At 62.9% G+C, this 24,341-nt stretch carries 17 protein-coding genes; 16 read left to right on the forward strand and 1 reads right to left on the reverse strand.

Annotated features, from left to right (window positions below):
* The first annotated feature begins 40 nt into the window (after positions 1-40).
* The 3 genes from DWV00_RS26910 to DWV00_RS26920 all read left to right on the forward strand — a co-directional run bounded on the left by DWV00_RS26910 (position 41) and on the right by DWV00_RS26920 (position 5,791).
* Complete coding sequence (locus DWV00_RS26910) at positions 41-2,731, forward strand: helix-turn-helix transcriptional regulator (protein WP_115536664.1); 2,691 nt, start codon at positions 41-43, stop codon at positions 2,729-2,731.
* Between the two features lie 147 nt (positions 2,732-2,878).
* Positions 2,879-4,567, forward strand: coding sequence for a fatty acid--CoA ligase (locus DWV00_RS26915; protein ID WP_220274742.1), 1,689 nt, complete (start codon positions 2,879-2,881; stop codon positions 4,565-4,567).
* Positions 4,568-4,642: 75 nt separating this feature from the next.
* Positions 4,643-5,791 carry a porin gene (locus tag DWV00_RS26920; RefSeq protein WP_115536665.1) on the forward strand — a complete coding sequence of 383 codons (1,149 nt, stop codon included), beginning with the start codon at positions 4,643-4,645 and terminating at the stop codon, positions 5,789-5,791.
* Positions 5,792-5,886: 95 nt separating this feature from the next.
* On the opposite strand, the gene DWV00_RS26925 is transcribed toward DWV00_RS26920, so the two are convergent.
* Positions 5,887-6,906 (reverse strand): alcohol dehydrogenase, encoded by a 1,020-nt coding sequence (locus DWV00_RS26925; protein ID WP_115536666.1) that lies wholly within the window; start codon positions 6,904-6,906, stop codon positions 5,887-5,889.
* A gap of 374 nt (positions 6,907-7,280) precedes the next feature.
* Here DWV00_RS26925 and DWV00_RS26930 point away from each other — a divergent pair, with 374 nt between their 5' ends.
* The 13 genes from DWV00_RS26930 (at position 7,281) to DWV00_RS26990 (ending at position 24,337) form a co-directional block, all read left to right on the forward strand.
* Positions 7,281-8,768, forward strand: a complete 1,488-nt coding sequence (locus DWV00_RS26930; protein WP_115536667.1) for a flavin monoamine oxidase family protein — start codon at positions 7,281-7,283, stop codon at positions 8,766-8,768.
* Positions 8,769-8,782: 14 nt separating this feature from the next.
* Positions 8,783-9,439, forward strand: coding sequence for a c-type cytochrome (locus DWV00_RS26935; RefSeq protein ID WP_115536668.1), 657 nt, complete (start codon positions 8,783-8,785; stop codon positions 9,437-9,439).
* Positions 9,440-9,473: 34 nt separating this feature from the next.
* A complete protein-coding gene (locus DWV00_RS26940) occupies positions 9,474-10,112 on the forward strand; it encodes a hypothetical protein (protein WP_115536669.1) in 639 nt (212 codons plus the stop codon).
* Positions 10,113-10,135: 23 nt separating this feature from the next.
* Entirely contained in the window at positions 10,136-10,867 is a 732-nt protein-coding gene (locus DWV00_RS26945; RefSeq protein WP_245965056.1) for a hypothetical protein, read from the forward strand.
* A 173-nt stretch (positions 10,868-11,040) separates the two neighbouring features.
* Positions 11,041-12,402: a DUF1329 domain-containing protein gene (locus tag DWV00_RS26950; protein ID WP_115536671.1), complete on the forward strand. Its 1,362-nt coding sequence runs from the start codon at positions 11,041-11,043 to the stop codon at positions 12,400-12,402.
* A 72-nt stretch (positions 12,403-12,474) separates the two neighbouring features.
* The gene (locus tag DWV00_RS26955) at positions 12,475-14,301 is read left to right on the forward strand and encodes a DUF1302 domain-containing protein (protein WP_115536708.1); all 1,827 of its coding nucleotides are present in this window, start codon (positions 12,475-12,477) and stop codon (positions 14,299-14,301) included.
* 87 nt (positions 14,302-14,388) lie between these two features.
* Entirely contained in the window at positions 14,389-16,749 is a 2,361-nt protein-coding gene (locus tag DWV00_RS26960; protein WP_115536672.1) for an efflux RND transporter permease subunit, read from the forward strand.
* A 78-nt stretch (positions 16,750-16,827) separates the two neighbouring features.
* Entirely contained in the window at positions 16,828-17,805 is a 978-nt protein-coding gene (locus tag DWV00_RS26965; RefSeq protein ID WP_115536673.1) for a WD40/YVTN/BNR-like repeat-containing protein, read from the forward strand.
* 64 nt (positions 17,806-17,869) lie between these two features.
* On the forward strand, positions 17,870-19,378 hold the full coding sequence (locus DWV00_RS26970; protein WP_115536674.1) for a flavin monoamine oxidase family protein: 1,509 nt from the start codon (positions 17,870-17,872) through the stop codon (positions 19,376-19,378).
* Positions 19,379-20,059: a c-type cytochrome gene (locus DWV00_RS26975; RefSeq protein WP_115536675.1), complete on the forward strand. Its 681-nt coding sequence runs from the start codon at positions 19,379-19,381 to the stop codon at positions 20,057-20,059.
* A 286-nt stretch (positions 20,060-20,345) separates the two neighbouring features.
* Positions 20,346-21,476, forward strand: a complete 1,131-nt coding sequence (locus tag DWV00_RS26980; RefSeq protein WP_115536676.1) for a saccharopine dehydrogenase family protein — start codon at positions 20,346-20,348, stop codon at positions 21,474-21,476.
* 42 nt (positions 21,477-21,518) lie between these two features.
* Positions 21,519-23,072: a class I adenylate-forming enzyme family protein gene (locus tag DWV00_RS26985; protein ID WP_115536677.1), complete on the forward strand. Its 1,554-nt coding sequence runs from the start codon at positions 21,519-21,521 to the stop codon at positions 23,070-23,072.
* 23 nt (positions 23,073-23,095) lie between these two features.
* On the forward strand, positions 23,096-24,337 hold the full coding sequence (locus DWV00_RS26990; RefSeq protein ID WP_115536678.1) for a thiolase family protein: 1,242 nt from the start codon (positions 23,096-23,098) through the stop codon (positions 24,335-24,337).
* Positions 24,338-24,341: the final 4 nt, after the last annotated feature.

Raw genomic sequence — 24,341 nt, forward strand, 5'->3', positions numbered from 1 at the left:
CCGGTCGGTTGCGGAGCCATAACGACGATTTCACGAAACGATGACGACCCTGATCGATAGCGCCATAGCCGAATATCTGCTCAAGACGACCGCGCCTCGGCCGCAGCCTCATTTGTTGATGCGCGAGCGTTTGGGCAGCGACGGTCCATCTGTCCGCGACTACGCGGTCGTCGTGGTGCAGGCGCCCGCGGGCTACGGGAAGACGTCGCTGTTCTCGCAATGGCGCCGCGAGCAGCTCGCGCGTGGCGTCGCGGTCATCTGGTTTTCGTCGGACGAGCGCGACGACGCTCAGCGTTTTTTGCTGGGCCTCGTGCAGGCGGTCAGGTCGGGATGCGCGAGGCCGGCTTTCGGGCGGTTGTTGATGGACGGGGGGATCGCCGCGCTCGGCGAATTGGAGGGGATCACCGCGTGGCTTGCCGAAGTGTCGCAGTTGCCCGGCGACGTGCTGCTGATCGTCGACGAGGCCGAGCGGCTGCCCGAGGCGGGCAGGGCGGCGCTCGCGTATGTCTTGCACAATGCGCCCCGGAATCTGCGCATCGTCGTGGCGGCCCGGCGGGGCTTCGACGATATCGTCGGCGATCTGCTCGCTTACGGTCAGGCCGTGCTGATCGGGCCCGACCGGTTGAGCTTTCGTCTCGACGAAACCATCGCGCTGATCGGCAAGCGCTTCGGGCCGCGGATCGACGCCGACGCCTGCGCGCGTCTCGTGCAATTGACCGACGGCTGGCCGCTCGGATTGCAGCTGGCGCTCTCGGCAATGACCCGCGCGGCCGACCCGCTTCAAATCATCGAGGCAATGGCCTCGAACACCGGCGCATTGCGCGATCATCTTGTCGGCGCGCTGCTCGCGAACCTGTCCGACGACGATAAGGCGTTTCTCACGTGCATCAGCATCGTCGATACGTTGCATCCGGCGCTGTGCGAAGCATTGACCGGCGATGCGCGCTCGGGTGACCGTCTCGCGCGCCTCATGCGCGAGACGCCCGTATTCGTGACGTCGGAGGCCAGCGCCTGGAGCCGGCTGCACACGCTGGTGCGCGAAGTGCTGATGGTGCGTGCCGCTCGGCTGTCGGACGAGGAACTGGTGCGGTTGCACAGCGCGGCCGCTGCCTGGTTGAGCGGGCAGCGCATGATCGAGGAAGCGGCCCGCCACGCGCATGCCGCCGGTCAGCTCCAAACGGCGTACGACCTGGCGGAAGCGTGCCTGCACGATGCCGTCAAGCAAGGGCGGCTGCAGGCAGTGCTCGACTGGCTCGACCTGCTGCCCGAAGCGGAGCTCGAGCGCCGTCCCCGATTGCGGCTTGCCGCTGCTTGGGCGCTCGCGCTCGGCGAGCGTCATCGTGAGGCCGAGCAGCAGGTCGGGCACATTTCCGCCGGGCAGGAAGAGGATCGCGCGTTGCGCTATGAATGCGCATTGATCCTGAGCGCCGCGGCGTATTACGCGGATGAAATAGACCGATTCGTCGAGATTTTTTCGCCCTGGATCGACCAGCCGCCCGAGAGCGGGTCGTGGCTCGTGCAGGCTCACGCCAACCGGCTGGCGGCTCGCGCGATCGCGCTCGGGGAGCCGGCGCAGGCGCGGCGTCAATTGCAACGAATGCCACGCGGCGACGTGGGAAAGGGGGTCGGCTTTCTGGTTCGATGGGGCGACCATATCGGCGCGTTGAGCTACCTGTGGGAAGGCCAAATCCGGCTGGCGGGCGAGATTCTCACGCCGGCATTGGCGAGCGCGGAAGCGGATTTGGGCAGACGCCATCCGCTCACGTGCATGTTGGCCGCGATGGCTGCGCTGCATGCTTATGAATCCGATCACGCCGATCGGGCCGCCGCCCTGCTGGCGAATCGGCTCGACGTGCTGGAGCGCAGCGGTACGCCGGAAACGGTGGCGATCGCTTATGCGACGGCGGCGCGTGTCGCCGCGGCTCAGGGGCAGGAGCATCGCGCCGTCGATGTGCTGGAGGCGCTCTACGCGATGGGTGTCATGCGGGCGCTGCCGCGCCTTTGCATCGTGAGCCTAGCCGAGCAAATCCGATTGCATGCCGGGCACTACCGGGGCGCGACGTGCGAGGCGCTGATGCATCGGCTCGACGGCGCGGTGGCCCAAGCAGCGCCACGGCACGGGCCGCTCTGGCAGCGCGTGGTGACGCCGCTGGTTGCGCGGTCGCGCGCGCGTGCGGCGATGGCTTCGCAAAACTGGCCGTTGGCGCTCGAAGCGCTGGGCGAGACGCACGAGCCGGCCGATGCGCAGACGCTCGGGCGCGATCGCATCGAGTTCATGGCGCTGCGAGCGCTCGCGCTGGACCGGGCCGGGCGCGAGGGACGCGCACTGTTACTGGAGGCGATGAATCTCGCCCAGGCCGGAGGTCTTGCGCGGACGCTCGCCGATGCCCACCCCGCGCTCATGGACTGGATCTTACGCATTGCGCGGGAGGAGGGCGATGCCGGGCACGCTGGTTACGCCGCTTCAGCGCCGCCCGTCGCTCACCCGGCGGCGCCGCGCGCACCGAGCGGGCCTCGCGCGGTACCGACCGTGGTGCTGACGCCGAAGGAACGCGAAATTCTCGAATTGCTGGCCCGTAATTTCTCGAACAAAGAGATCGCCGTCGCTGCCGCTATCGGGGAGGGCACGGTGAAGTGGCACTTGAAGAACCTCTTCGGCAAGCTCGACGCCAGCTCGCGCAAGCACGTGGTGCGTAGGGCGCTGGTGCTGGGTCTGCTCGAAGGCGCTTGAAGCGGGCGCAGCGCGCTCGCTTCAGGACGATAAGAGAATAGGGTCCCCCCTCCCTCCGTGGGAGGGGAAACGCGTTCATCGCGTGGGTATGCTGGGTCTCATGGTGTGGCACGACGGCGCATCGCTGACTTCCCAGCAGGAAACCCCATGCAGCAAGATAACCGCATCCCCGATCCCCTCGTTACGGCGACGCCGTCGGCCTACGACTACCCGCTGCTCGTCAAGCAGCTGCTGGTCAACGCGCTGGCCGTCAGCGCAAAACAGCAAATCACGTATCGCGGAGAAACGCGGTATTCATACGCGGATTTGCGCCGGCGCATCGGGCAGTTGGCGAGCATGCTCTCGTCATCGGGCGTAAAAGCCGGCACGACCGTCGCGGTGATGGATTGGGACAGCCACCGGTATTTGGAAAGCTACTTCGCGGTCCCGATGATGGGCGCGACGTTGTTCACCGTCAACGTGCGCATTTCCCCGAAGCAGATCGCTTACACGTTGAACGATTCGGGCGCGCAAGTGCTGATCGCCAATGCGGAGTTTCTGCCACTGCTGGAGCAGATATGGGGGAGCCTGGCGCATCCCCCGTTGCTGATCGTTGCGCGTGACGATGATTGCTCGGTCGAGACTGCGTCGTCGCTGCCTGTCGCTTGCGATTACGAACTGCGCTTGTCCATGTCGTCTTCCGATTTTGTGTTCGGGGACTTCGACGAGCGCACACGCGCCGTGTTGTTCTACACGACCGGCACGACGGGCGACCCGAAAGGCGTGACATACAGCCACCGGCAGGTGGTACTGCACGCTTTGGCCACGGCCGCTACGCTTGCTTCGCCGCGTGAGGGGCAGCGCCTTCACCGCGAAGACGTCTATATGCCGATCACGCCGATGTTTCACGTGCTTGCTTGGGGCATGCCGTATATCGCGGTGATGCTCGGGCTGAAAATCGTGTTGCCGGGCCGCTACGAGCCTCATCTTCTGCTGCGACTGAAGCAGACCGAGCAAGTGACGTTTTCTCACTGCGTACCGACGATTCTGCAAATGCTGCTGGACGGCGCCCGCGGCGACAGCTTCGATTTGTCCGGCTGGAAGATGATGATCGGCGGATCGGCGCTGTCGCCGGGATTGTGCCGGGCGGCGCTCGATCGCGGGATCGATGTCTTCGCGGGTTATGGCATGTCGGAGACGGGTCCTATCGTTGCCCTCTCGCAGTTTCCGCCCGGAGCCATGCATGCGGAGGCGGATAAGGACGCGGGGACGGACGAGAGCGTGCGCAGACGCTGCATGGCGGGACGACCCGTGCCGATGGTCGACCTGCGCGTCGTCGACGGTGACATGTGCGACGTGCCTCGCGACGGCCGTACGCAGGGCGAGGTTGTGCTTCGCGCTCCGTTTCTCACGCTCGGCTATCACGGGAAGCCCGAGGCCTCGGAGGCATTGTGGGCGGGCGGCTATCTGCATAGCCAGGACGTTGCCGTCATGCACCCCGACGGCTACGTGCAAATCGTCGATCGAATCAAGGACGTGATCAAAACGGGCGGCGAGTGGGTTTCGTCGATCGAGATCGAGGCGCTCATCAACGAAGTGCCGGGCGTGCAGGAGAGCGCCGTAATCGGCGTCAAGGATGAGCGATGGGGCGAGCGGCCGATGGCGCTCGTCGTTCGCCGGCCCGGTTCGGCGGTGAGTGTCGCCACGATTCGGCAGCGCCTTTTGGCGCTTGCCGAGGCCAGCCGTATCAGCCGCTACGCAGTCCCCGAGGCGACGCGCATCGTATTCCTCGACGAAATGCCGAAGACGAGCGTCGGCAAACTCGACAAGAAGCGATTGCGCGAATGGATCGATTGAGATTCGCCTAAGCAAGCACAAGCATGCCGGCCGCCTCGAAGCTGCCGGAACACAAACCCAAAGGAGGAGACATCCATGAAAAAGAAACTCGCCGCGATGGCGGTCGGCGCGGCGTTCGCCGGGTCCGCCTACGCGCAGTCGTCGGTCACGCTGTACGGTGTCGTCGATTCGGGCCTGTTGTATCAGAGCACGTCGGGGCCGGCGATGGTCGGCTTGAAATTTACCCCAGGGCACGTTTTTGCCGTCAAGGACGGCGGCATCTATGCGAGCGGATGGGGGATCAAAGGCAGCGAGGATATCGGCAACGGCTACAAGGTCAACTTCAAGCTGCAGGAGGCGTTCAACAGCAGCAACGGCGGCTTCCAGCTCAGCGATACGCCGGGCGTCGGCGCGGCATTCAGCCAGTACTCGATGGTAGGCGTGTCGGGCCCGTTCGGCAGCTTCGATGCGGGACGCCAAATCGTGCCGATGATCTGGGCGATGGCCGATACCGACGTGCGGCACGCACAGTACTTCGGCAGCATTTTGACGGCTTGGATCGGCATGAATCAGGCCGCGGGCTGGGTGCCCACGAGCACGAACGCGCCGATCGGGGCACTCTACGACAGCAATGCGCTCGTCTATCATTCGCCGAGCTTTCACGGGGCGACGCTCGAACTCGAGTACGCACCGGGCGGCGTCGCGGGACAGGCGCAAGGCGGCACGCGCGAGTCGGCCGTGCTCAGATACGTGTACGACGGCTTGCATCTGGCCGCTGTGTACTACAACGGCCACGATACGAATCCGTTCCCGGCTACCTATCCGAGCAGCCCGGCCACGCCCGCAACCGGCAACGACAACAATCGCTTCTATTATCTCGGCGCACTCTACACGCTGAAAGGTTTCTCGGTGTCGGCGTCCTATTCGCTCGGGAAAAATCCATCGAGCCCGGGCAAGGCGAACCTCGATCTCTGGTCGGCCGGGCTGGGCTACCGGTTCTCGCCCGCCCTCGAAGTCACGTCGGGGCTCTATTATCTGCGCAGCAAAGCTCAGGCGCTTCCCGGACATTCGACCGAGGTCTCGCTCGCGCTCGACTACAGCCTGTCGAAGCAGACCACACTCTATGCGGAGGTCGGACACGTCGCCAACAGCGGGATCATGAATCAAATGATCGTCTACGGCTCGTTCGTCGCGCCTAACGCGAACACGACCGCGGCAATGGTGGGGATGCGGCACGCGTTTTGAGGCTGGTGGATCTTGCTCGAAGGAACGTCATCTCGGCGGGGTGCGGGAAAAGGAGCCGGGCGGCGTTGAAAATCGCCACCGACCGGCCTCCCCATTCACGCCCCCGGCTTGAGCACCACTCTGAATCGCGCTTTTCCGCTCATCATTCGGTCATAAGCCTCGGCCGCTTGCGATAGCGGATATTCCTCGATCATCGGCTTCACACCCGACAACGCGCTGAACGCGAGCGTGTCCTGCGAATCGGCCGAGGTGCCGGACGGCCAGCCCTGAACCGATTGGCGGCCCAAGACGAATTGCGTGATCGGCACTTCCACGGGTTCTTGGGAGACGCCGATCATGATCAGCTTGCCGTTCGAGCCGAGGCCGCCGAGTGCGGCCGTCATCGCTTTGCCGCTGGTTGCCGTCGCGAGAATCACACGTGCCCCGCCGAGTGCCTGCAGCGCTTCCGCGACGTTCTGCGATGCACTGTCGATGTAATGATGTGCGCCGAGTTGCTTCGCAAGCGGTCCCTTGTCCGGACCGCGCGCGATGGCCACCGTGACGAATCCCATTTTGTTCGCATACTGCACGCCAAGATGGCCGAGGCCGCCGATGCCGAGAATCGCCACCACGTTGCCCGCGCGCGCGCCGCTGTTGCGCAATGCATTGAACGTCGTAATGCCCGCGCAGAGAAGCGGTGCGGCGTCGACGTCGGATAGATCGTCGGGCATACGTGCCAATGCTTCACGCGGCGCGACCATGTAGTCGGCGTATCCGCCGTCGTAGCTGATACCTGGGATGAGCGCGCTTTTACAAGCGACGAAATCGCCGCGCCGGCAATTTTCGCAGTGGCCGCAATGCCCGCCATGCCAGCCCACACCGACGCGTTGTCCGACTTTCCACTCGTCGACGCGTGCGCCGAGCTTATCGATAACGCCGGCGATCTCGTGTCCCGGTACGCGCGGAAACTGCAGACCCGGCCAATGCCCTTCCTTCGTCAGCGAATCGCTATGGCAGATGCCGCAGGCCCGTACTTTGATCAGGACATGACCTTCCGGCGGCTCCGGTACGTCGCGTTCGACGATTTCGAATGGGCCGCCCGCATTTTTCACCTGCACTGCTTTCATCTTACGCATCGCTTGCTCCTTGAAGAACGACGAACTCGCTTCGTTAGCGAGCGCTCCGGCCTCGCCGGGGGATGACGCAAAGCGCGCTCTCCGATGACTATAGGTTGCACGCGTGGACTTTGCCTGCCGTAAGCGGCAATGGGCCTGTCACGCTCGACAAGCGCAATTTGCGTGACACACGACCGCCGCGTCTCGAACGGGCGTTTGAAGGCGCCGTCGCCATGACGAGCCAAGACAGGGGAAACCCTGTCTTTTTTTCTCGATGCGTTGTTGGGTATCATGACCTAAGTTTGGTAATGTGTACTAATTAAGAAAACGACACCGACCGAGGCCAGCGACGCCGGCCATCGATTCATTGCTTTCAGAAGAGTGACGAACACACCATGGCAAAGAAGTCTTCCCACAACATGGCCGACGTGCAGCGCAGGCAATGGCTCAAGTACGCCGGCGCATCCGCGGCAGCGGGCGCCCTGGCGTTGGGCGCGGGACCGGCAAGGGCTGCCGCGGCCACGGTCAAGGCGGCCGGCAATTCGAGCGATGTGCTCGACGTGGTCATCATCGGTGCGGGGCTGGCCGGTTTGACGGCCGCGCGCGATTTGCGCCTAGGCGGCTGCGAATCGTTTCTGGTCCTTGAAGCGCGCAATCGCGTGGGAGGACGAACGCTCAATTACGAAGTGGGCGGCGGCTACATTTCCGAAGTCGGCGGACAGTGGATCGGCCCCGGCCAGACAGCCGTGGCGGATTTGGCTCGACAGTTGGAAGTGGGCACATTCCCTAGCTACTACGAGGGGAAGACGGTCATTCTCGGCGGCCAGGGCCGCGTGGAAACGGATCTGCACGGCACCTTCGGCACCGACGAGGCGATCGGCGCGAAGCTGAGCGCGATGTCCCGCGACGTGCCCTCCGGCGCGCCCTGGACATCGCCGAAAGCGAGTGAGCTCGACAAGCTTTCGATGGGCGATTGGCTCGGCAAACAGAAGATCGGTCCCGAAGATCGCATCGGATGGAACGGCTCGAGCCTGCTTTCCGGCGGCGCCATGCCAGCCAAGATGGGGTTGTTGCATTTTCTGTCGATGATCAATTCGGCCGACTGCGACTTCTCTCAGCTCGACTCGATCAAGCACAGCGCGCAGGAAACCCGCTTCATCGGGGGCTCCCAAATTCTCAGCACCAAGATGGCGCGGGATTTAGGCGACAAAGTACGTATGTCGTGTCCCGTTCGCAAGATTTCAGGCTGGGGCGGCGAGGTGGTCACGCTACATACGGATCTCGGCGATGTGCGCGCCCGGAAAGTCATCATGTGTATCCACCCGGCCTTGTGCAACCAAGTGCAATTCGATCCGCCGCTGCCGGAAACGCGTGCGGCGCTGCAACGCGCTTGGCCCGGCCACTCGCCGGCGCGCAAAACGGCGATGGTCTATCGCCGTCCGTTCTGGCGCGACAAGGGGCTCAACGGTCATATCTTTCAAATCGGCGGACCCATCATTTGGGCTTACGACAACTCGCCTCCCGATGGAGCGATCGGGATCATCAACGCGTTCGTCATGAATGCCGAACTGCCGTCCGATTACGAGGCCGCGAAGCAGATTCAGGCGCAGCTTTACGCGCAGGCGTGGGGCGAGGAGGCGTTGCATCCGGTGTCGTATCACGATCGCGATTGGGGACGTGACGATCCTTGGACGATCACTTGCGTCTCGGCAATTCCACCAGGCTTCTGGACCGCTCACGGCGAGGCATTGCGCGCACCGTGCGGCAATTTGATCTGGTCGGGCACCGAGACCGCGGACATCTGGGCCGGCTACATGGACGGCGCCGTGCGCTCCGGCCATCAAGGCGCGCTTCAGGCGCTCAACGCGCTTCGCAGCGTTTAGGAAGGAGAGCGAAGATGAAAAAGTTCATGTTGCTCGCGGTTCCCATCATCGTGGTCTTGCTGCTCGTTCTGTTCGGCCCGAGCCTTCTAGGTGTTTATCGTCTTCAGCAGTACGTGACGGCTTCGGCCGAGTCCTATAAAGCCGACGGCGGCGACTGGCCGCATCTGACCGATGTCTGCATGGGGTGCCATGGCGTTAAAGGGCATTCGCTCCATCAAGGCTACCCGAGCCTCGCGGGACAGCCGGCGCTCTACGTTGCGGCCGAGCTTCGCGACTTCGCGCGCGGACAGCGCAAAAGCCCGCAGATGAACCCTTTGGCGATGACGATGACCGACGCGCAAATCAAGCTGCTGTCCGATTACTACTCGCGGCAGAGCGTCGGCGCGAACCGCTACTTCCAGGCCGATCCGCAGTTGCGCGCGAAGGGCGAGGAATTGGTCAAGAGCGGGACCTGTACCGCATGCCACGGTGCTCGCCTAATGGGCCAAGCGCAATTCCCGAGACTGGCTGCTCAAGGCGACGACTACCTGCGTGAGCAACTCGACGCATTTGCATCAGGCACCCGCACCGAGTCCACCGGCACGATGCAGCGCCTCGCCGCGGCGATGTCGCCGGAGGACCGAAAGGCGGTCGCCGCCTATCTCGCCAGCCTCAAACCCGACACGAAGTAAAGAATCGACACCAATCCGCATCAGGAGATTAGTCATGGATCTTAGAAGTTGCAGCATTTGTTTTGCCTGCGCGTTGCTTATCGCAACGTCGGGCGTGTTTGGATGGAAGCTCGTCAAGAAAGGCAACTATTTGCTGGGCCTCGAATGGTGGGCCGTCACGTTTTCCGCGTCGAACTTTCTGATCTACTTGCTGACGAGTTCGTCGATCAACTACGAAGTCGCGCATTTCATGGATGCGTTTTCACGGGGCTTCGGCGTCCCGATCATCGCGGTCGGCGGGTTGATGGTCGTGACGCATGGCTACAGACCGACAGTCGCCCACGATATCGTGCTCTTCGGTATGGCTATCCTCGGTACCTTCGTGTTGGTGTCGGCCGATTTCGTGACCGAAATCCTGCCTTACTTCTACGTGGTGATGTGGACATTGCTGTCGCTCTACCTGCTGCTCTTCATCAAGCGATTGGTAAAGCAAGGGGAGGCCTTTCACGCGATGACGGTAACCCTGGCGTTGATCGCATCGCTCGGCATCGCGGGTATCTACGATTTCTACAAGATTCCCGGCGGCGACCACAACATCATCTTCAACTTCTTCGTCCTCGCGCTCACCACGTGGTCCTACATGATCGCCTCGCTTTCCTATGCGTACTTCGCGTTGGAGCGGGGGCGCGCGTAGTTCGCCCCGAACCGGAGAGAATGATGAATCAGACATCAAGCAAGATCGCCCGCCTCACGGCATGGAGCGCGATCGTCGGCGGTCTGCTCGCCTACGCGAACGTGGGCTTGTCGGTGGCGGTGACCGGATCGGATGCCGGCATGATTCTTCACGGCGCATCGATGCTGTCCCTGCCGTCCGACACCCGCGATTTGTTCAATTGGTGCATGGTCGCCGACATATTCGGCTTCTATCTCCCGTTCGCGGTGGTCGGCGGGTACTTCCTGCACGTGTTCCGTGACGAGTTGGGTGCACTCGGCAACATGGTGGCGTTCGCCATTGGCCTATACATCATGGTGGGAATTGCCGGAGCGGCGATGCAGCTCGGCATTCTCGATCCGCTTGCACGGACCTATGCGGGCGGCGACGATGCGACGAAGGCGGCTGCGGCGGCGGCGTGGTCGACTGTCGCCAACGCGACCCAGAACGGATTATGGTGGTGCGAAGGACCACTCGTGCTGTTCTGGACGCCGATTGCAGCCAACGTCCTCGAGCGAGCAGGGTGGCGTGGATCATTCCTATTGAAGTTCGTCGGCTGGGGATTCGGAGCCTTTTTCCTGTTCGGTTTTTTCCCGGGACGCGACGTCCTTTCGAATGCGAGCGAGTTGATTGTCGTGCTGGTGCTGCCGCTGTGGATGCTGCTGTTCGGCTGGCAGTTGCTGCGGCGGATGCGGACTTCCGTCGAACCGAATGCAGGGGTCGCCGCCTCGTCCTGAGGTTATCTCGCCCCGATTCGTCCGCCCATCGGTATTACCCAAACCCCGCGATACCGCCACATATGGAACAAGGGAATACCCCGGCTTCTTCTTTTTCTTTTGTTTGTCATCATGACCTAACTTTGGCAGTGTGTTCTAGTACTGCGCCGCCGTTGATCGGAAGGAGAACCTTGATGAAGATGCACACAATCGGAGCCGCGTCCGCTGTCGCGGCAGCTTTACTGCTCATCGGCCACGTTGCGTTTGCGGATGATCTGACGCCGGTCGGCGCCGATCGGGCTGCGAGCAAGGACGGCCTCGTTCCGGCCTTCTCGGGACGCCAAGCACCGGACGCAGGCTGGGCCTACGGCAAGTTTCGCGGTGACTTTTGGAAGCACAAAGGCGAGAAGCCGCTGTATTCGATCGACGCTCAAAACGTCGACAAATACGCCGACAAACTTTCGCCGGGCGAGATCCAGCTGATCAAGCAGCAGAAGGGCTATCGGATGGACGTCTATCCGTCGCATCGCGAATGCGAGCTGCCGGATTTCGTCGAGAGCAATTCTCAAGCGAACCTGACGCAGGCGAAGCTTGCGTCCGACGGTGAAACAGTTCAGGCAGCGGTGTTCCCCGGTGTTCCGTTCCCACAGCCGAAGAACGGCGCCGAGGCCATCCTGAACTATGAGACGCGCTATCGAGGCGAAGGAATCGAATGGGCGCCGCTCGTCACCGTGATCTCTCCGCGCCCGGGCAGCAGCGACTGGATCGATGCCACGGGGCCGCAGGTCTTCTATTTCGCCGCCGGCAAGGACGGCAAGGCATCACCTCAGAGCGTCGATCAACTGAGCCTGGCCGCCTACTTTTCGATCGATTCGCCGCCGGCGCTCGCCGGGCAGGCTTTCGTCCAGCGCCAGTACTTCGATAAGGACTCCGAAACGTACTACTACTTTCCGGGGCAACGTCGCGTGCGGCGCATGCCGGCCTACACGCACGACGCGCCGCTGATCGGCTTCGAAAATCAGTATCTGATCGACGAATCCAACATGTTCAACGGCTCGATCGACCGCTTCAACTGGAAGCTGGTCGGCAAGAAGGAAATGATCGTGCCGTACGACGATTTCGGCATGTACACCTTCAACACGAAGCTGCGTGACGTGGCCACGCCGGCCGGTATCGCACCCGATCACCGCCGGTATGAAGTGCACCGCGTCTGGGAGGTCGAGGCGACGCTCAAGCCTACCGCGCGCCACGCCGCATCGAAGAAGGTCTTCTATCTCGATGAGGACAGCTGGCTCGCGCTCGTCGGCGAGGACTACGACGCGCAAGGCAAGCTCTGGAAGGTACGTGAAAGCTATCCGATTCCGGTCTGGGAGCTGGGCGGAGCCTGCGATAACGAGCCGTTCGCGCAGTACGACCTCAGTGACGGGCGTTACGTTTTCGACGGCTCGTCGATCGGCCAAGGCAAGGACATTCGCTGGTACGAACAAATCAACGATCCGCGTTTCAAGCAGGATTTCTACACGGCGGAATCGTTGCGGTCCGTGAGCGAGCGCTAAGACTCATCGCAAAAACAGGGAACGGCGAGCCCCAAAGGCGTTCGCCGGTACGAGGTTGACGGTGGAGACATGATGAAAACGAAGACGATCGGCAGGCACGCGGCGGTTTCGCTGGCGATGTTCGGAGCGGCGGTGCCGACTGCATACGCTTACCAGTTTTCCACGGGGATCAACGATCTCACGGGATCGTGGGTGACGAATCTCACGGCGGGGGCGGGGATTCGCACGAAGAATCCGAGTTGCTCGCTCACCGGAGATCCGAACTCGTTCGGCTGCGGAGCGGGGGCGAACACCAATCAATGGGGCTTCGGCGACGATGGCGATTTGAACTATCGCAAGGGTCAACCGTTCAGCACGTACATCAGCGCGACGAGCGAATTGCTGATGACGATGCCCAGCGAAGGCCTCAAGTTCATGGTGCGCGGCACCGGGATGTACGACTTCCTCGCCGGCGATACCAATCGAACGCCGCTGTCGAGTACGGCCAAGGCGCAGGTCGTCTACAACGCGCAGCTGCTCGATCTGTGGGCCGAGAAGGACTTCACGATCAACGGCGAGGCAGCGCATTTCCGGCTCGGTAACCAGGTGATCAACTGGGGCGAGAGCATGTTCGCGATGGGCGGCATCAACGCCACCAACTCGCTCGACATCCAGAAATTGCTGATCCCCGGCTCGCAATTGAAGCAAGCGCTGCTGCCGGCGCCGATGCTCAGCTTCGCGGCAAATCTCGGTCACGGCATCAGCACCGAGGACTACTATCAGTTTCAGTGGAACGGCAACCGCTATCCGCCGGTCGGGTCGTTCTGGTCGACCACGAATATCCTGGGCCTTGGGATCGAACCGCTGACGGTCAGCACAAATAATCTGAACGCGGCGGGTCCGAGTGCGGGGACGATCGCAGGACCGAGCAGCGGCAATCAAGGCACCCTCAACGGGATCTACAACGGTTTGGTCAACGGGGCGTACGCCGGGCCGCCGTACAACGACATCGGCCTTCCTGTCGGTTGGCAATCGCCTTCGAAGTACAAGCCGCAGTTCGGCGTGAAGTTCAACTATTCGCCGCGCTCGTTCGACGCGAACTTCGCGTTCTACTATGAGAACTACACCGACAAATCTCCCGTGCTCAGTTCGCTGGCGAATGGGACGGCGCAGTGGTCGTATCTGCAGAACCGGCAGCTGTTCGGCGTCAGCGCGAACTTCGGGCTGGGCCCGTGGGCAATCGGCACCGAGCTGTCGTATCGCCCTCACGATGCCGTGGCGCTGTCGAGCTGCTATGGCGCGGGCGGTCCGCTCGATCTGAACACGAACGGCGTGGCCGGCATCAATTGCAATCAATGGGCCGACGAGAAGAAGTTTCAGTACGACCTCAACGGCATCCTGGCGCTCACGCGCAGCGAGTATCCGTTTCTGAAGCTGATCGGCGCGGATAGCGCGGCGCTGACGTGGGAACTCACGTGGATCTATTACCCAGGGTTGAGCTCGAGCGGCGTGACGCGCACGGTCAATGGGCAGACGGTCACGCAGGTGCCGCAGGCGGGCTACCTGCCGTGGCTGACCAACGGAACGCTCGGCTATCCGGTCACGATGGCGCAGGGCACATCGAGTTCAGTGGGGGCCACGGTCGACTTCAACTGGACCTATGACGGCTCCCTGATACACGGCTGGCAGGTCACCCCGGGCATCACATTCGCCGATGGACTGTACGGCTACACGCCGACGCTGAGCGCGAATTACTTGCAGGGTGCGAAGTCGGTGAACCTCTACGTGCTGTTCAACCAGAACCCGGCGGTCTGGCAAGCGGGCATCAACTACACGATGTTCTGGGGCGGGCACAACACCGTGGGCAATCCCTACTCGGATCGCAATTTCGTCGGGATGTTCGTGACGCGCAACTTCTGATCGTCGCATTGCCGAAGTACCGCATTGCCGGGAGACGGCATCGACGTTCGATGCCGATGCCGTCCACATGTTTGAAGGGAATCTGTCGTGTTGAATCGTATAGTCAAAACGCTGGAAAGGATGTTCTTCGGCCACCGCACGGCCGTGCTCGTGACGATCGGGTTGTTTACCGCCGTCATGGCGGTGTTCGCAGTCCAACTGCGCATGGATGCGGGCTTCGAGAAGCAGATGCCGATCGGCCATGAATACATCCGTACCTTCCAGAAATACCGTTCGGATCTGCTGGGCGCGAATCGGATTACGGTGGTCGTGCGCGCCCGCAAAGGTTCGATCTGGACGAAGGCGGGGCTCACGCGCCTGTACAAGGTGACCCAGGCCGTCACGTATCTGCCGAACGTGGATCGGATCGGCGTGCGATCGCTTTGGACGCCGAACGCCTACGTCAACGAGATTACCGACGAAGGGTTTCGCGCCGAACCGATCATTCCCGGCACGATTACGCCCGATCAGTTGACGCCGGATGTCGTCGGCAAGATCCGCCGCGCCACGACAGTCGCCGGTTATGTCGGCACGCTGGTCTCGCACAACGAAGACAGCGCGATGATCACGGCTGAACTGAACGAACGGGACCGCAACGGCAAGGTGCTCGATTACATCGCCTTCAACCATCTGCTCGAAGCGCAGATCCGCAAGCCGTTCGAGGATGCCGGCTATGAGATCCAGATCATCGGCTTTGCCAAGCAGATCGGCGACATCGCGGACGGCGCCAAGGCGGTGCTCGGTTTCTGCGGGATCGCGCTGCTGCTGACCGCACTTGCGGTTTACTGGTACTGCCATTCGGTTCGCTTCACGGTCCTGCTGATCTCGTGTTCCTTGACGTCGCTCGTCTGGCAGTTCGGAACGTTGAGGATTCTAGGCTTCGGTCTTGATCCTCTCGCGGTGCTGGTCCCATTCCTCGTGTTCGCGATCGGCGTTTCACACGGCGTGCAGCAGGTCAATTTCATTGTGCGCGAGATCGCCCACGGCCATAGCTCGTATGATGCGGCGCGCGAGAGCTTCCGGGGGCTGCTGATTCCGGGCGTGCTGGCGCTCGTGACGGCGTTCGTTTCGTTCATCACGCTGCTGCTGATTCCGATTCCGATGGTGCGTGAGTTGGCGATCACGGCATCGCTCGGCGTGGCCTACAAGATCGTCACGAATCTGATCCTGCTGCCGGTTGCCGCTTCCTGCTTCAACTTTACGAAGGCCTACGCCGACAGCGCGCTCGAGCGTGCCGAGCAGCGCGCAAGGCCGCTGCGCGTGCTCGCGAAAGTCGCGCAGCCAAAATGCGCCTTGTTGGCCGTCGCGCTGACGTTCGTCGTGTTCGCGCTGGCTGCATGGCAAAGCCGCGACCGCGTGATCGGCACGCTGCAGCCCGGCGCACCGGAGTTGCGCGCGGACGCGCGTTTCAATCGGGATGCAACGTCGATCGCGGGCAATTACGACATCGGCCTCGACTGGCTGACGGTGGCGATCGAATCGAAAGGCAAGGCCTGCGACAACCCGGCGGTCGGCCTCTATGAGGACGACTTCACGAGCGCCATGCGTACCGAACCTGGCGTTGTTTCGGTCGAATCCTATTCGGCGATGCTGCGTCGCTACAACCAGGGCTACAACGAGGACTACCCGAAGATGAACGTCGTGCCGATCGATCCGGAGAACTACGGGGCGGTGTCGGTCGATGTCGGCCGCGTGAAGGGCTTCATGAGAAGCGATTGCAGCATGACGGCCGTGCATCTGTTCCTCAGCGATCACAAGGCCACGACGATCAATCGGGTGCTCGACGATGTGAAGCAATACCGTGCCTCGCATCCGTTCCCCGGCATCAACGTGCGCTTGGCGGCGGGCAACGCGGGCGTGCTGGCCGCGACGAACGAAGAGGTGGCAAAGAGCGAGTTGCCGATGATGCTGTACGTGTACGCGGCGATCGTGATTCTCGTGTTCCTTGCGTACCGCGACTGGCGCGCGATGTTGGCCTGCTGCGTGCCGCTGTCGGTCGCCACCTTCATCGGCTACTGGTTCATGAAGGAGTTGCAGATCGGGCTGACGGTGGCAACGCTGCCCGTGATGGTGCTGGCCGTGGGGATCGGCGTGGATTACGCGTTCTATATCTACAACCGGCTGCAAGTGCACCTCGCCGGCGGTCAGACGATTGTGAAGGCGGTGCAGCATGCCATGCTCGAAGTGGGCGTGGCGACGATCTTCACGGCGATCACGCTGGCCATCGGCGTGGCGACGTGGAGCTTCTCGGCCCTCAAATTCCAGGCCGACATGGGCAAGCTGCTCGCGTTCATGTTCCTCGTGAATCTGCTGATGGCGATGACGGCGCTGCCTGCCTTGGCCTCGATTCTCGAGCGCTGGTTCCCGCGCCGCAAACCGGCGCGCGCACCGGGCTTGTTCAGCCACTGATGCGCATGGATGTCGACGAGCACGATGACAGTACTAGCAAGCCACAGAGAGTGACTGAGACCTACCGAGACTGAAGCCATGATCAAAACGCTTATTGCCGCCGCCGCGCTGTGTGCGAGTGCCGCCGCGTTCGCCGGAGCTGGAACTGGAGCCGCCGGAACGGTAGCGGATTGGGCCGCGATGCCCGCCCATGCGTGGCCCGCACCGGCTCACATGATGCTCATGGACGCCGCGCGCGCGGGTTCGCGCCTTGTCGCCGTGGGCGAGCACGGCGTCATCGTTCATTCGGACGATGGCGGGACAACGTGGCAGCAGGCCAGCAAAGTGCCGGTTTCGGCAACGCTGTCGGCGGTTACGTTCACCGACGCCCAGCACGGTTGGGCGGTCGGTCAATGGGGCGTGATTCTCGCGACGAGCGACGGCGGCGATACGTGGCGCAGGCAGCGCATCGACCTTTCGACCGATCAGCCGCTGTTCTCCGTCCTCTTCACGAGCGCGAGGGACGGGATCGCGGTGGGCCTGTGGTCGCTGATGCTGGTCACGCACGATGGCGGCCTTACATGGACCAAGGTCGCGGTGCCGAAACCGCCGGGGGCGAGTCGAGCAGACCGCAATCTCTATCACCTCTTCGCTGATCGCCAAGGCGCGCTGTACATCGACTCGGAACAAGGGATGGTGCTCAAGTCGACCGACGGCGGCGCGGATTGGACTTACCTCACGACAGGCGGCAAAGGCACGTTGTGGAGCGGAGTGGCATTACCCGACGGGCGGATCGTCGTGGGCGGTTTGCTAGGCAGCATGTACCAGAGCACCGACGGCGGCACGACGTGGTCGCCGGTGAACACGGGCACGAAAAGCTCGATCACGGATCTGGTTGCAGCGGGCAACGGACTGCTCGGTGTCGGGCTCGACGGCTTGGTGTTCAAGCAGCGCACCGCGGGCGAGTCGCTCGAGGTCATGCACCGGGAGGATCGCGCGACGCTGACCGCGGCGCTGCCCGAACCGGGGGCTAAGGAGATGCTGTTTTCACAGGATGGCGTGCTCGCATCGCGTTGAGGCATGGCCGGTATGACCTTGCAACACGTGCGTCTCGCGAGCATCGACGAGCAGGGGGCACGAAATGAAAATCGATTGGGCAACGAAGATGGATCGAAAACGCAAACCTAGGCCGGATCCGCAGACCCGGCGCCAGCTCTTGCGTCTCGCGGCGGTGGGCGCCGCGTCGCTGGCGGCCGGTGAAGTGTCTTCGGCACGTGCGGCAGTATCCAAGGGGGCCGACGGCGGCGTCCTGGACGTCGCGATCGTCGGCGCCGGTCTCGCGGGATTGACCGCGGCGCGCGACCTGAAGCGCGCTGGGTGCGACTCATTCGTCGTGCTGGAAGCGCGCAACCGCGTCGGCGGGCGCACCTTCAATCACGATCTCGGGCATGGGGTCATCTCCGAGGCGGGAGGGCAATGGATCGGCCCGGGCCAGACGGCGATCGCCGACCTTGCGCGTGAACTCGAGGTCGGCACGTTCCCGACGTACTACGCCGGCAAGTCGGTCGTGCTGGCGGGCGATGCACGCGTGACGCAGGATTTCAACGGCGGCACGGGCGGCGACGAGGCGATCGGCGCCAAGCTCGGAGAACTAGCGCGTGGGGTGCCTTCGGCCGAGCCGTGGAAAGCTCGGCACGCCGCGGAACTCGACGATCTGTCGTATGGCGATTGGCTGCTGAAGCAAGGCGTGAACTACGAGAACGGCTATTTCCTCGGTCTGGCCGCGAAGCTTTCCCTCGGCGGTGCGCCCGCCCAGCTCGGGTTGCTGCACTACTTGTCGATGGTCAACAGCGCGAGCTGCAAGTACGACCAGCTGGAAGCAATCAAAGGCGGTGCGCAGGAAACGCGCTTCGTCGGCGGCTCACAGGTTCTGAGCATCAAGATGGCAAACGAACTTGGCAGCAAGGTGCGGCTCGCATGCCCGGTCCGAAAGATCTCGGGCTGGAATAGCAGCGTCGTCGAATTGCATACCGATCAAGGCGTCGTGCGCGCGCGCCGGGTCATCACCGCAATCAATCCGGCGCTGTGCAATCAGATTGCCTTCGATCCTCCGCTTCCGCAAGGGCGCGCACAGCTGCAGCAACGTTGGCCCGCCAACGCGCCGATGCGCAAAACGGTGCACGTCTACGACAAGCCGTTCTGGCGCGACGACGGCTACTGCGGCGAGATCTTTCAAGTCGGCGGGCCGGTATTTCTCGCCTACGACAATTCGCCGCCCGACGCATCGCTCGGCGTGATTGCCGCGTTCGTTCCGCCGGGCGCGTTGCCGAGCGATTCCAAGGGGGCGGAGCAAGCGCTATCCGCCGTCTATGCCAAAGCATTCGGGGAAAAGGCGCTGCATCCGACGCAATACCACGACTACGATTGGGGCCGAGTCGATCCGTGGACTTTGCAATGCATTCATCCGCTGCCGCCCGGCTTCTGGACCACGTGGGGCGAATACCTGCGTCCCGAGGTGGGCGCGTTGATCTGGTCGGGGACGGAAACGGCCGACATCTGGGCCGGTTCGATGGACGGTGCCGTGCGATCCGGACACCGCGCGGCCTTGCAAGCGCTGGCGGCGCTGGCGCAGCCGAGCGAGGTGGCCTAGATGAAGCGCGCAATCATCATCGGTGCCATTGTCGCAATCGCGGGGCTCTCGGGCGTAGGTGCGCTCTATGGACGGGACTTGCTCGACGGCATGCAGTTCGAAAAAGCGATGGGCGAGATCGGTAAGGCGAACGAGGCCAACGCCGGTTCCTGGCCGCAACCTCAAGAGACCTGTTTCTTCTGCCACGGCGCGCACGGCCAGTCGTCCAATTCTTGGTACCCGTCGCTGTCGGGTCAGCCGGAGGCTTATGTCATCGCTCAGTTGCACGCGTTCGCCGAGGATAAGCGCCGCAACCCCTACATGGGACCGCTGGCGAGATCGCTCACGGACGATCAGATGGAAGCCATGGCGGCGTACTTCGCACGGCAAACCCCGGCGCGAAACGAAAGCGTTCAAGCCGACGCGGCGCTGAAACAGCGAGGTCTGGCTTTGATCCGAGCGAGCAGTTGTCAAGCTTGCCATGGCATTGCCCTGATGGGTAAGGAGAAGACGCCGCGCCTAGCGGGTCAGGGCGAAGGGTATCTGGCGAATCAGCTTGCCGCGTTCAAGACGGGGCAGCGTCTCGACCCGGCCGGGCCGATGAACGGTATCGCGTCCACGTTGTCCACGGACGATATCCGAGCGGTGGCCCGTTATATCGCAAGCCTCTCGCCTGACGGACACGCTGTCGGTACGCAATAGCAAAGCCGATGGCGGTGACGAAGGCCCCGGCAACGGGAGCCGCAGCGTCGTCGATAGCGATCGCATCGAAGCAATGCATGGTGACAGGGAATCCCCCTGTTTTTTAAAGACTCAAAGTTATTCAATGTTGACTAAGATAGGTAATGTGTTCTAAAACGTAAGCGAAATGTGGCCAAGGATTCGACCGACGGCCTCGCGCCTACCAGGGCACTTGCTCATCTACTCATTCACTGATTCACATCCGACTGACTTCACTCTCGCGTTTTTTACGTCTCAGGAGACACACATGGCAAAGCATCCCGTCGTCGTCTATGGCGCAAGCGGTTATACCGGCATGTTGATCATGGACTGGCTGATCGACCAGAACATTCCTTTCACCGCCGTGGCGCGCAACGCAAAGCGCACCCAGGAGATGATGGCGCAGCGCGTCGTGCGCCTCGAATCGGCCGAGTACGAGATCATCGAGGCCGAACACAACGTCGAGGCGCTCACGGCCGCGTTCCGCGGCGCCAAGGTGGTTTGCAACACCGTGGGGCCGTTCTACAACTTCGGCCTCGTCGGCGTCGAAGCGGCACTGAAGGCAGGCTGCCACCACATCGACACCACGGGCGAGCAGAGCTATATCCGCGGCGTGCGCGACGAGTTCGGCGAGCACTATCGTCAGGCCGGGCTGCTCGTCGCGCCGTCGATTGCCTACATGTACTCGTATGCCGAAATCGCGGCGGAGCTCGCGCTCGAGACGCCCGGCGTCGATGCGCTGGAAACGGCTACGCTGACACGAGGCCCCCGTGCCGCCGCGGGCGTGAGCGTGGGCTCGACGGCCACGATCTTCGAAGGCGCGCGCCAGCATTCCTGCTACCTCTGGGAAAAGAAGCTCGAGCCGCACGCGCCCGATGCGTCGTTCAACGTGGTCGCGCCCGAGTTCATGCAGCCGGTGTTCTGTCTGCCGTGGGGCGGCACGTCGCTGCCCGTGCACTTCCAGCACGATTCGCGGGTGCGCAGCTGCATTTCGAGTGTCGGCTTCTACGACAACAACGTGATGCGGGTGGTCCATGGCTTCGGGCAAAAGTGGGAAGCCGAGTACAAGCATCTGCCGCGCGAACAGCAAGATGCGATTCTGAAGCAGGTCGTGGATTCGACAACGCCGTCGATGCCGCCGCGCGAACGCACGACGATTCAGCGCAGCGTCGATTTCGCGATCGGCCGTGGCCAGCTTGCATCGGTACGGGCAACCGTCTACGGCATCACGCCGTACATCGCCACCGGTGCGTTGCACGCGGCGGCCGCCATCAAGCTGCTCGACGGCGAAACCGCGAAGGTCGGCTTCGCATCGGGTTCGAAGGCGTTCGGCCACCGCTACCTGCTCGGCTTCCTCGAACAACGCGGCCTCGCGCGTGCGTCGGTGCAGCAGCAATGATCGCCAGAGCCGTGCCGGTATTCAATCAAGGGAAGACAGCAAATGGCAATCATTGATTTCTTCGACCGAGGGTGGCGCATCAATCCTCGCGGCGTTGCCTATATCCAAGACGAACGCAGTTTTTCGTTTCAGGAAATCGGCGATCTGTCTTGCCGGATCGCCAACGGGCTGGTTGCCGCCGGCTTCAGAAAAGGGACGAAGGCGGCGGTGTGGTCCGACAACGACGTCGTCGGCTGGAGCTGCGCGCTCGGCATGTGGCGTGCGGGGATGACCTACCTCCCCGTCAACGCGCGCAACGCGGTGGCCGAAAACCAATACATCCTCGATGCGTTCGACTGCGAAGCGCTGTTTTTCTCGCAAGCGTTCGCGGCGGCGATAGAAACGTTGCGCCCGAGCTTGCCGAAAGTGAAGCTCTGGGTGTGCATCGACGCCGATGTGCCGTGGGCGCCGTCGCTGGCGACGTGGAGCGAGGGTCAGCCGTCGGCGCCGCCTGCGATCGACTACGACATGCACGATGTCGTGACGCTGTCCGCAACGGGGGGCACGACGGGCGCCCCGAAGGGCGTGATGAATACGCACCGCGCGTTTCAGACGTACTTCGCGCAATTCATGATGGCGTTTCCATACGAGTCGGGGCGTCCCGTCAATCTCGCCGCGGCGCCGATGACGCATACGGCCGGGATGCTCTCGCTGCCCTGCACGGCGCGAGGGGGGACGGTAGTCGTGCTGACGAAGCCCGATCCCGCGCTGCTGATCGGCGCGATCGCCAAGCACCGCGTCACCGAGTTGTTTCTGCCGCCGACGGTCATCTACCGTCTGATCGACATCCCTGGCATCGAGAAGCAGGATTTCTCGTCGCTCAAGTGCTTCCTCTATGGGGCCGCCCCGATGTCGGTCGAGAAGCTCAAGCGCGCGATCGAAGTGTTCGGCCCGGTCATGGCCGGCGGCTACGGGCAGACCGAAGCCCCGGCGTCGATTTCGTATCTGACGCCGGCCGAGCATTTCGTCGACGGCGCGCTGGCTTCCGACGAACGGTTGTCGTCGGTCGGCCGTCCCAATCCGCTTGTGCGCGTCGAGATCATGAACGATCGCGGCGACATCCTTGCGCAAGGCGAAACCGGCGAGATCTGCGTGCGGGGCGACCTCGTCATGAAGGGCTACTACAAGGCGCCCGAAAAGACGGCCGAGACGGTGATCGGCGGCTGGCTGCACACGGGCGACATCGGCCATCTCGACGAAGACGGCTATCTGCACATCACCGACCGCAAGAAGGACATGATCATCAGCGGCGGCTTCAACGTCTATCCGAGCGAAGTCGAGCAAGTGATCTGGGCGCACCCGGCAGTCCAGGACTGCGCCGTGATCGGCGTGCCCGACGACAAATGGGGCGAAGCCGTGAAAGCCGTGGTCGAGCTCAATGCGGGGCAATCGGTCAGCGCCGAGGAACTCGTCGCGCTGTGCAAGGAAAAGCTCGGTTCCGTCAAAGCCCCCAAGAGCGTGGATTTCGTCCCTGCGCTGCCGCGCAGCACGGTCGGAAAGGTGCTGAAGAAAGACCTGCGCGAGCAGTACTGGCAGGGGCTGCAACGCAGGATTTGACCTTTTTCTACGAACGAAAAACCATGAGCAACATCTACATCGCAGGCATCGCCATGACCGTGTTCGGTCGGCACCTCGAGCGCAGCGTCGACGCGCTAGCGAGCGAGGCGCTGAACGGCGCGTTGGAAGATGCGGGCTGCGGGACCGACGCCATCGGCGCGGTGTTCTACTCCGGCATCACCAACGGGGCGCTGCAGGGTCAGTTGTCGATTCCCGGGCAGGTCGTGTGCAGCAAGATCGGAATCGACGGCGTTCCGGTATTCAACGTCGAGAATGCCTGCGCCTCGGGCAGCACCGCCGTCCATCTGGCGGTCAGGCATATCGAGTCCGGTGCCTGCGATGTCGCGCTGGCGCTCGGCGCGGAAAAGATGAACGTCGCGGACAAGGCAAAATCGTTCGCGCTCTTCGAAGCGGGCTGGGACGTGTCCCGCGTCGACGAGAACTTCGAGACGCTGGCGAAGCTCGGGGAAGGGATCGAGCCGCCGCCGGGCTCGGAATCGGATCGGCCGTACAGCCGCTTCATGAAAATCTATGCCGCGCTGTGCCGGCATCACATGAAGACGTACGGCACCACGCAGCGGCAGATCGCCGCCGTATCGTCGAAGAATCATTTGCATTCGACCTACAACCCGTATTCGCAATTCCGTCAGCCGTTCACGATCGACGAAGTGCTCGCCGCGCCGCCGATCACCTATCCGATCACGCTGCCGATGTGCGCGCCGATATCGGATGGAGCCGCGGCGGCGATTCTCTGTAACGAAGAAGGGCTGCGCCGCATCGGTGCCGACCGGAACCGTTGCATCCGTGTCGCGGCCAGCGTGATCCGCAGCTTCACGAATCGAAGGCTGGACGAACCGGAAAAGAACATCGGCCGCCTCGCGGCCAACCAGGCGTACGAGCAGGCGGGCCTGGGTCCCGAGGATATGCATGTCGCCGAAGTGCACGACGCTTCGGCCATGGGCGAAATCATCCAAGCCGAAAACCTCGGATTGGCGCCGCTCGGCGAGGGCGGGCCCGCCGCCGAGCGCGGCGATTTCACGCTCGGCGGGCGCGTCCCGATCAACACCTCGGGCGGCCTGGAATCGAAAGGCCATCCGCTAGGTGCCACCGGCATCGGGCAGCTCTACGAGCTCGTCACGCAGTTGCGCGGGGAGGCGGGCGCCCGGCAGGTGCCCGCTGCTCGCCATGCCATTCAGGAGAACGGAGGCGGCCTGCAAGGCGTCGAAGAGGCCGCGCTCGCGGTTCATATTTTGAGCAGGGATTGAACGA

This window comes from Trinickia dinghuensis, from assembly GCF_003367175.1.
GTDB classification, from domain to species: domain Bacteria; phylum Pseudomonadota; class Gammaproteobacteria; order Burkholderiales; family Burkholderiaceae; genus Trinickia; species Trinickia dinghuensis.

What these genes read in the sequence shown, in the direction of transcription:
- DWV00_RS26910 (WP_115536664.1), top strand. Translation starts at nt 41, where the DNA reads ATGACGACCCTGATCGATAGCGCCATAGCCGAATATCTGCTCAAGACG.
- DWV00_RS26915 (WP_220274742.1), top strand. Translation starts at nt 2,879, where the DNA reads ATGCAGCAAGATAACCGCATCCCCGATCCCCTCGTTACGGCGACGCCG.
- DWV00_RS26920 (WP_115536665.1), top strand. Translation starts at nt 4,643, where the DNA reads ATGAAAAAGAAACTCGCCGCGATGGCGGTCGGCGCGGCGTTCGCCGGG.
- DWV00_RS26925 (WP_115536666.1), bottom strand. Translation starts at nt 6,906, where the DNA reads ATGCGTAAGATGAAAGCAGTGCAGGTGAAAAATGCGGGCGGCCCATTC.
- DWV00_RS26930 (WP_115536667.1), top strand. Translation starts at nt 7,281, where the DNA reads ATGGCAAAGAAGTCTTCCCACAACATGGCCGACGTGCAGCGCAGGCAA.
- DWV00_RS26935 (WP_115536668.1), top strand. Translation starts at nt 8,783, where the DNA reads ATGAAAAAGTTCATGTTGCTCGCGGTTCCCATCATCGTGGTCTTGCTG.
- DWV00_RS26940 (WP_115536669.1), top strand. Translation starts at nt 9,474, where the DNA reads ATGGATCTTAGAAGTTGCAGCATTTGTTTTGCCTGCGCGTTGCTTATC.
- DWV00_RS26945 (WP_245965056.1), top strand. Translation starts at nt 10,136, where the DNA reads ATGAATCAGACATCAAGCAAGATCGCCCGCCTCACGGCATGGAGCGCG.
- DWV00_RS26950 (WP_115536671.1), top strand. Translation starts at nt 11,041, where the DNA reads ATGAAGATGCACACAATCGGAGCCGCGTCCGCTGTCGCGGCAGCTTTA.
- DWV00_RS26955 (WP_115536708.1), top strand. Translation starts at nt 12,475, where the DNA reads ATGAAAACGAAGACGATCGGCAGGCACGCGGCGGTTTCGCTGGCGATG.
- DWV00_RS26965 (WP_115536673.1), top strand. Translation starts at nt 16,828, where the DNA reads ATGATCAAAACGCTTATTGCCGCCGCCGCGCTGTGTGCGAGTGCCGCC.
- DWV00_RS26970 (WP_115536674.1), top strand. Translation starts at nt 17,870, where the DNA reads ATGAAAATCGATTGGGCAACGAAGATGGATCGAAAACGCAAACCTAGG.
- DWV00_RS26975 (WP_115536675.1), top strand. Translation starts at nt 19,379, where the DNA reads ATGAAGCGCGCAATCATCATCGGTGCCATTGTCGCAATCGCGGGGCTC.
- DWV00_RS26980 (WP_115536676.1), top strand. Translation starts at nt 20,346, where the DNA reads ATGGCAAAGCATCCCGTCGTCGTCTATGGCGCAAGCGGTTATACCGGC.
- DWV00_RS26985 (WP_115536677.1), top strand. Translation starts at nt 21,519, where the DNA reads ATGGCAATCATTGATTTCTTCGACCGAGGGTGGCGCATCAATCCTCGC.
- DWV00_RS26990 (WP_115536678.1), top strand. Translation starts at nt 23,096, where the DNA reads ATGAGCAACATCTACATCGCAGGCATCGCCATGACCGTGTTCGGTCGG.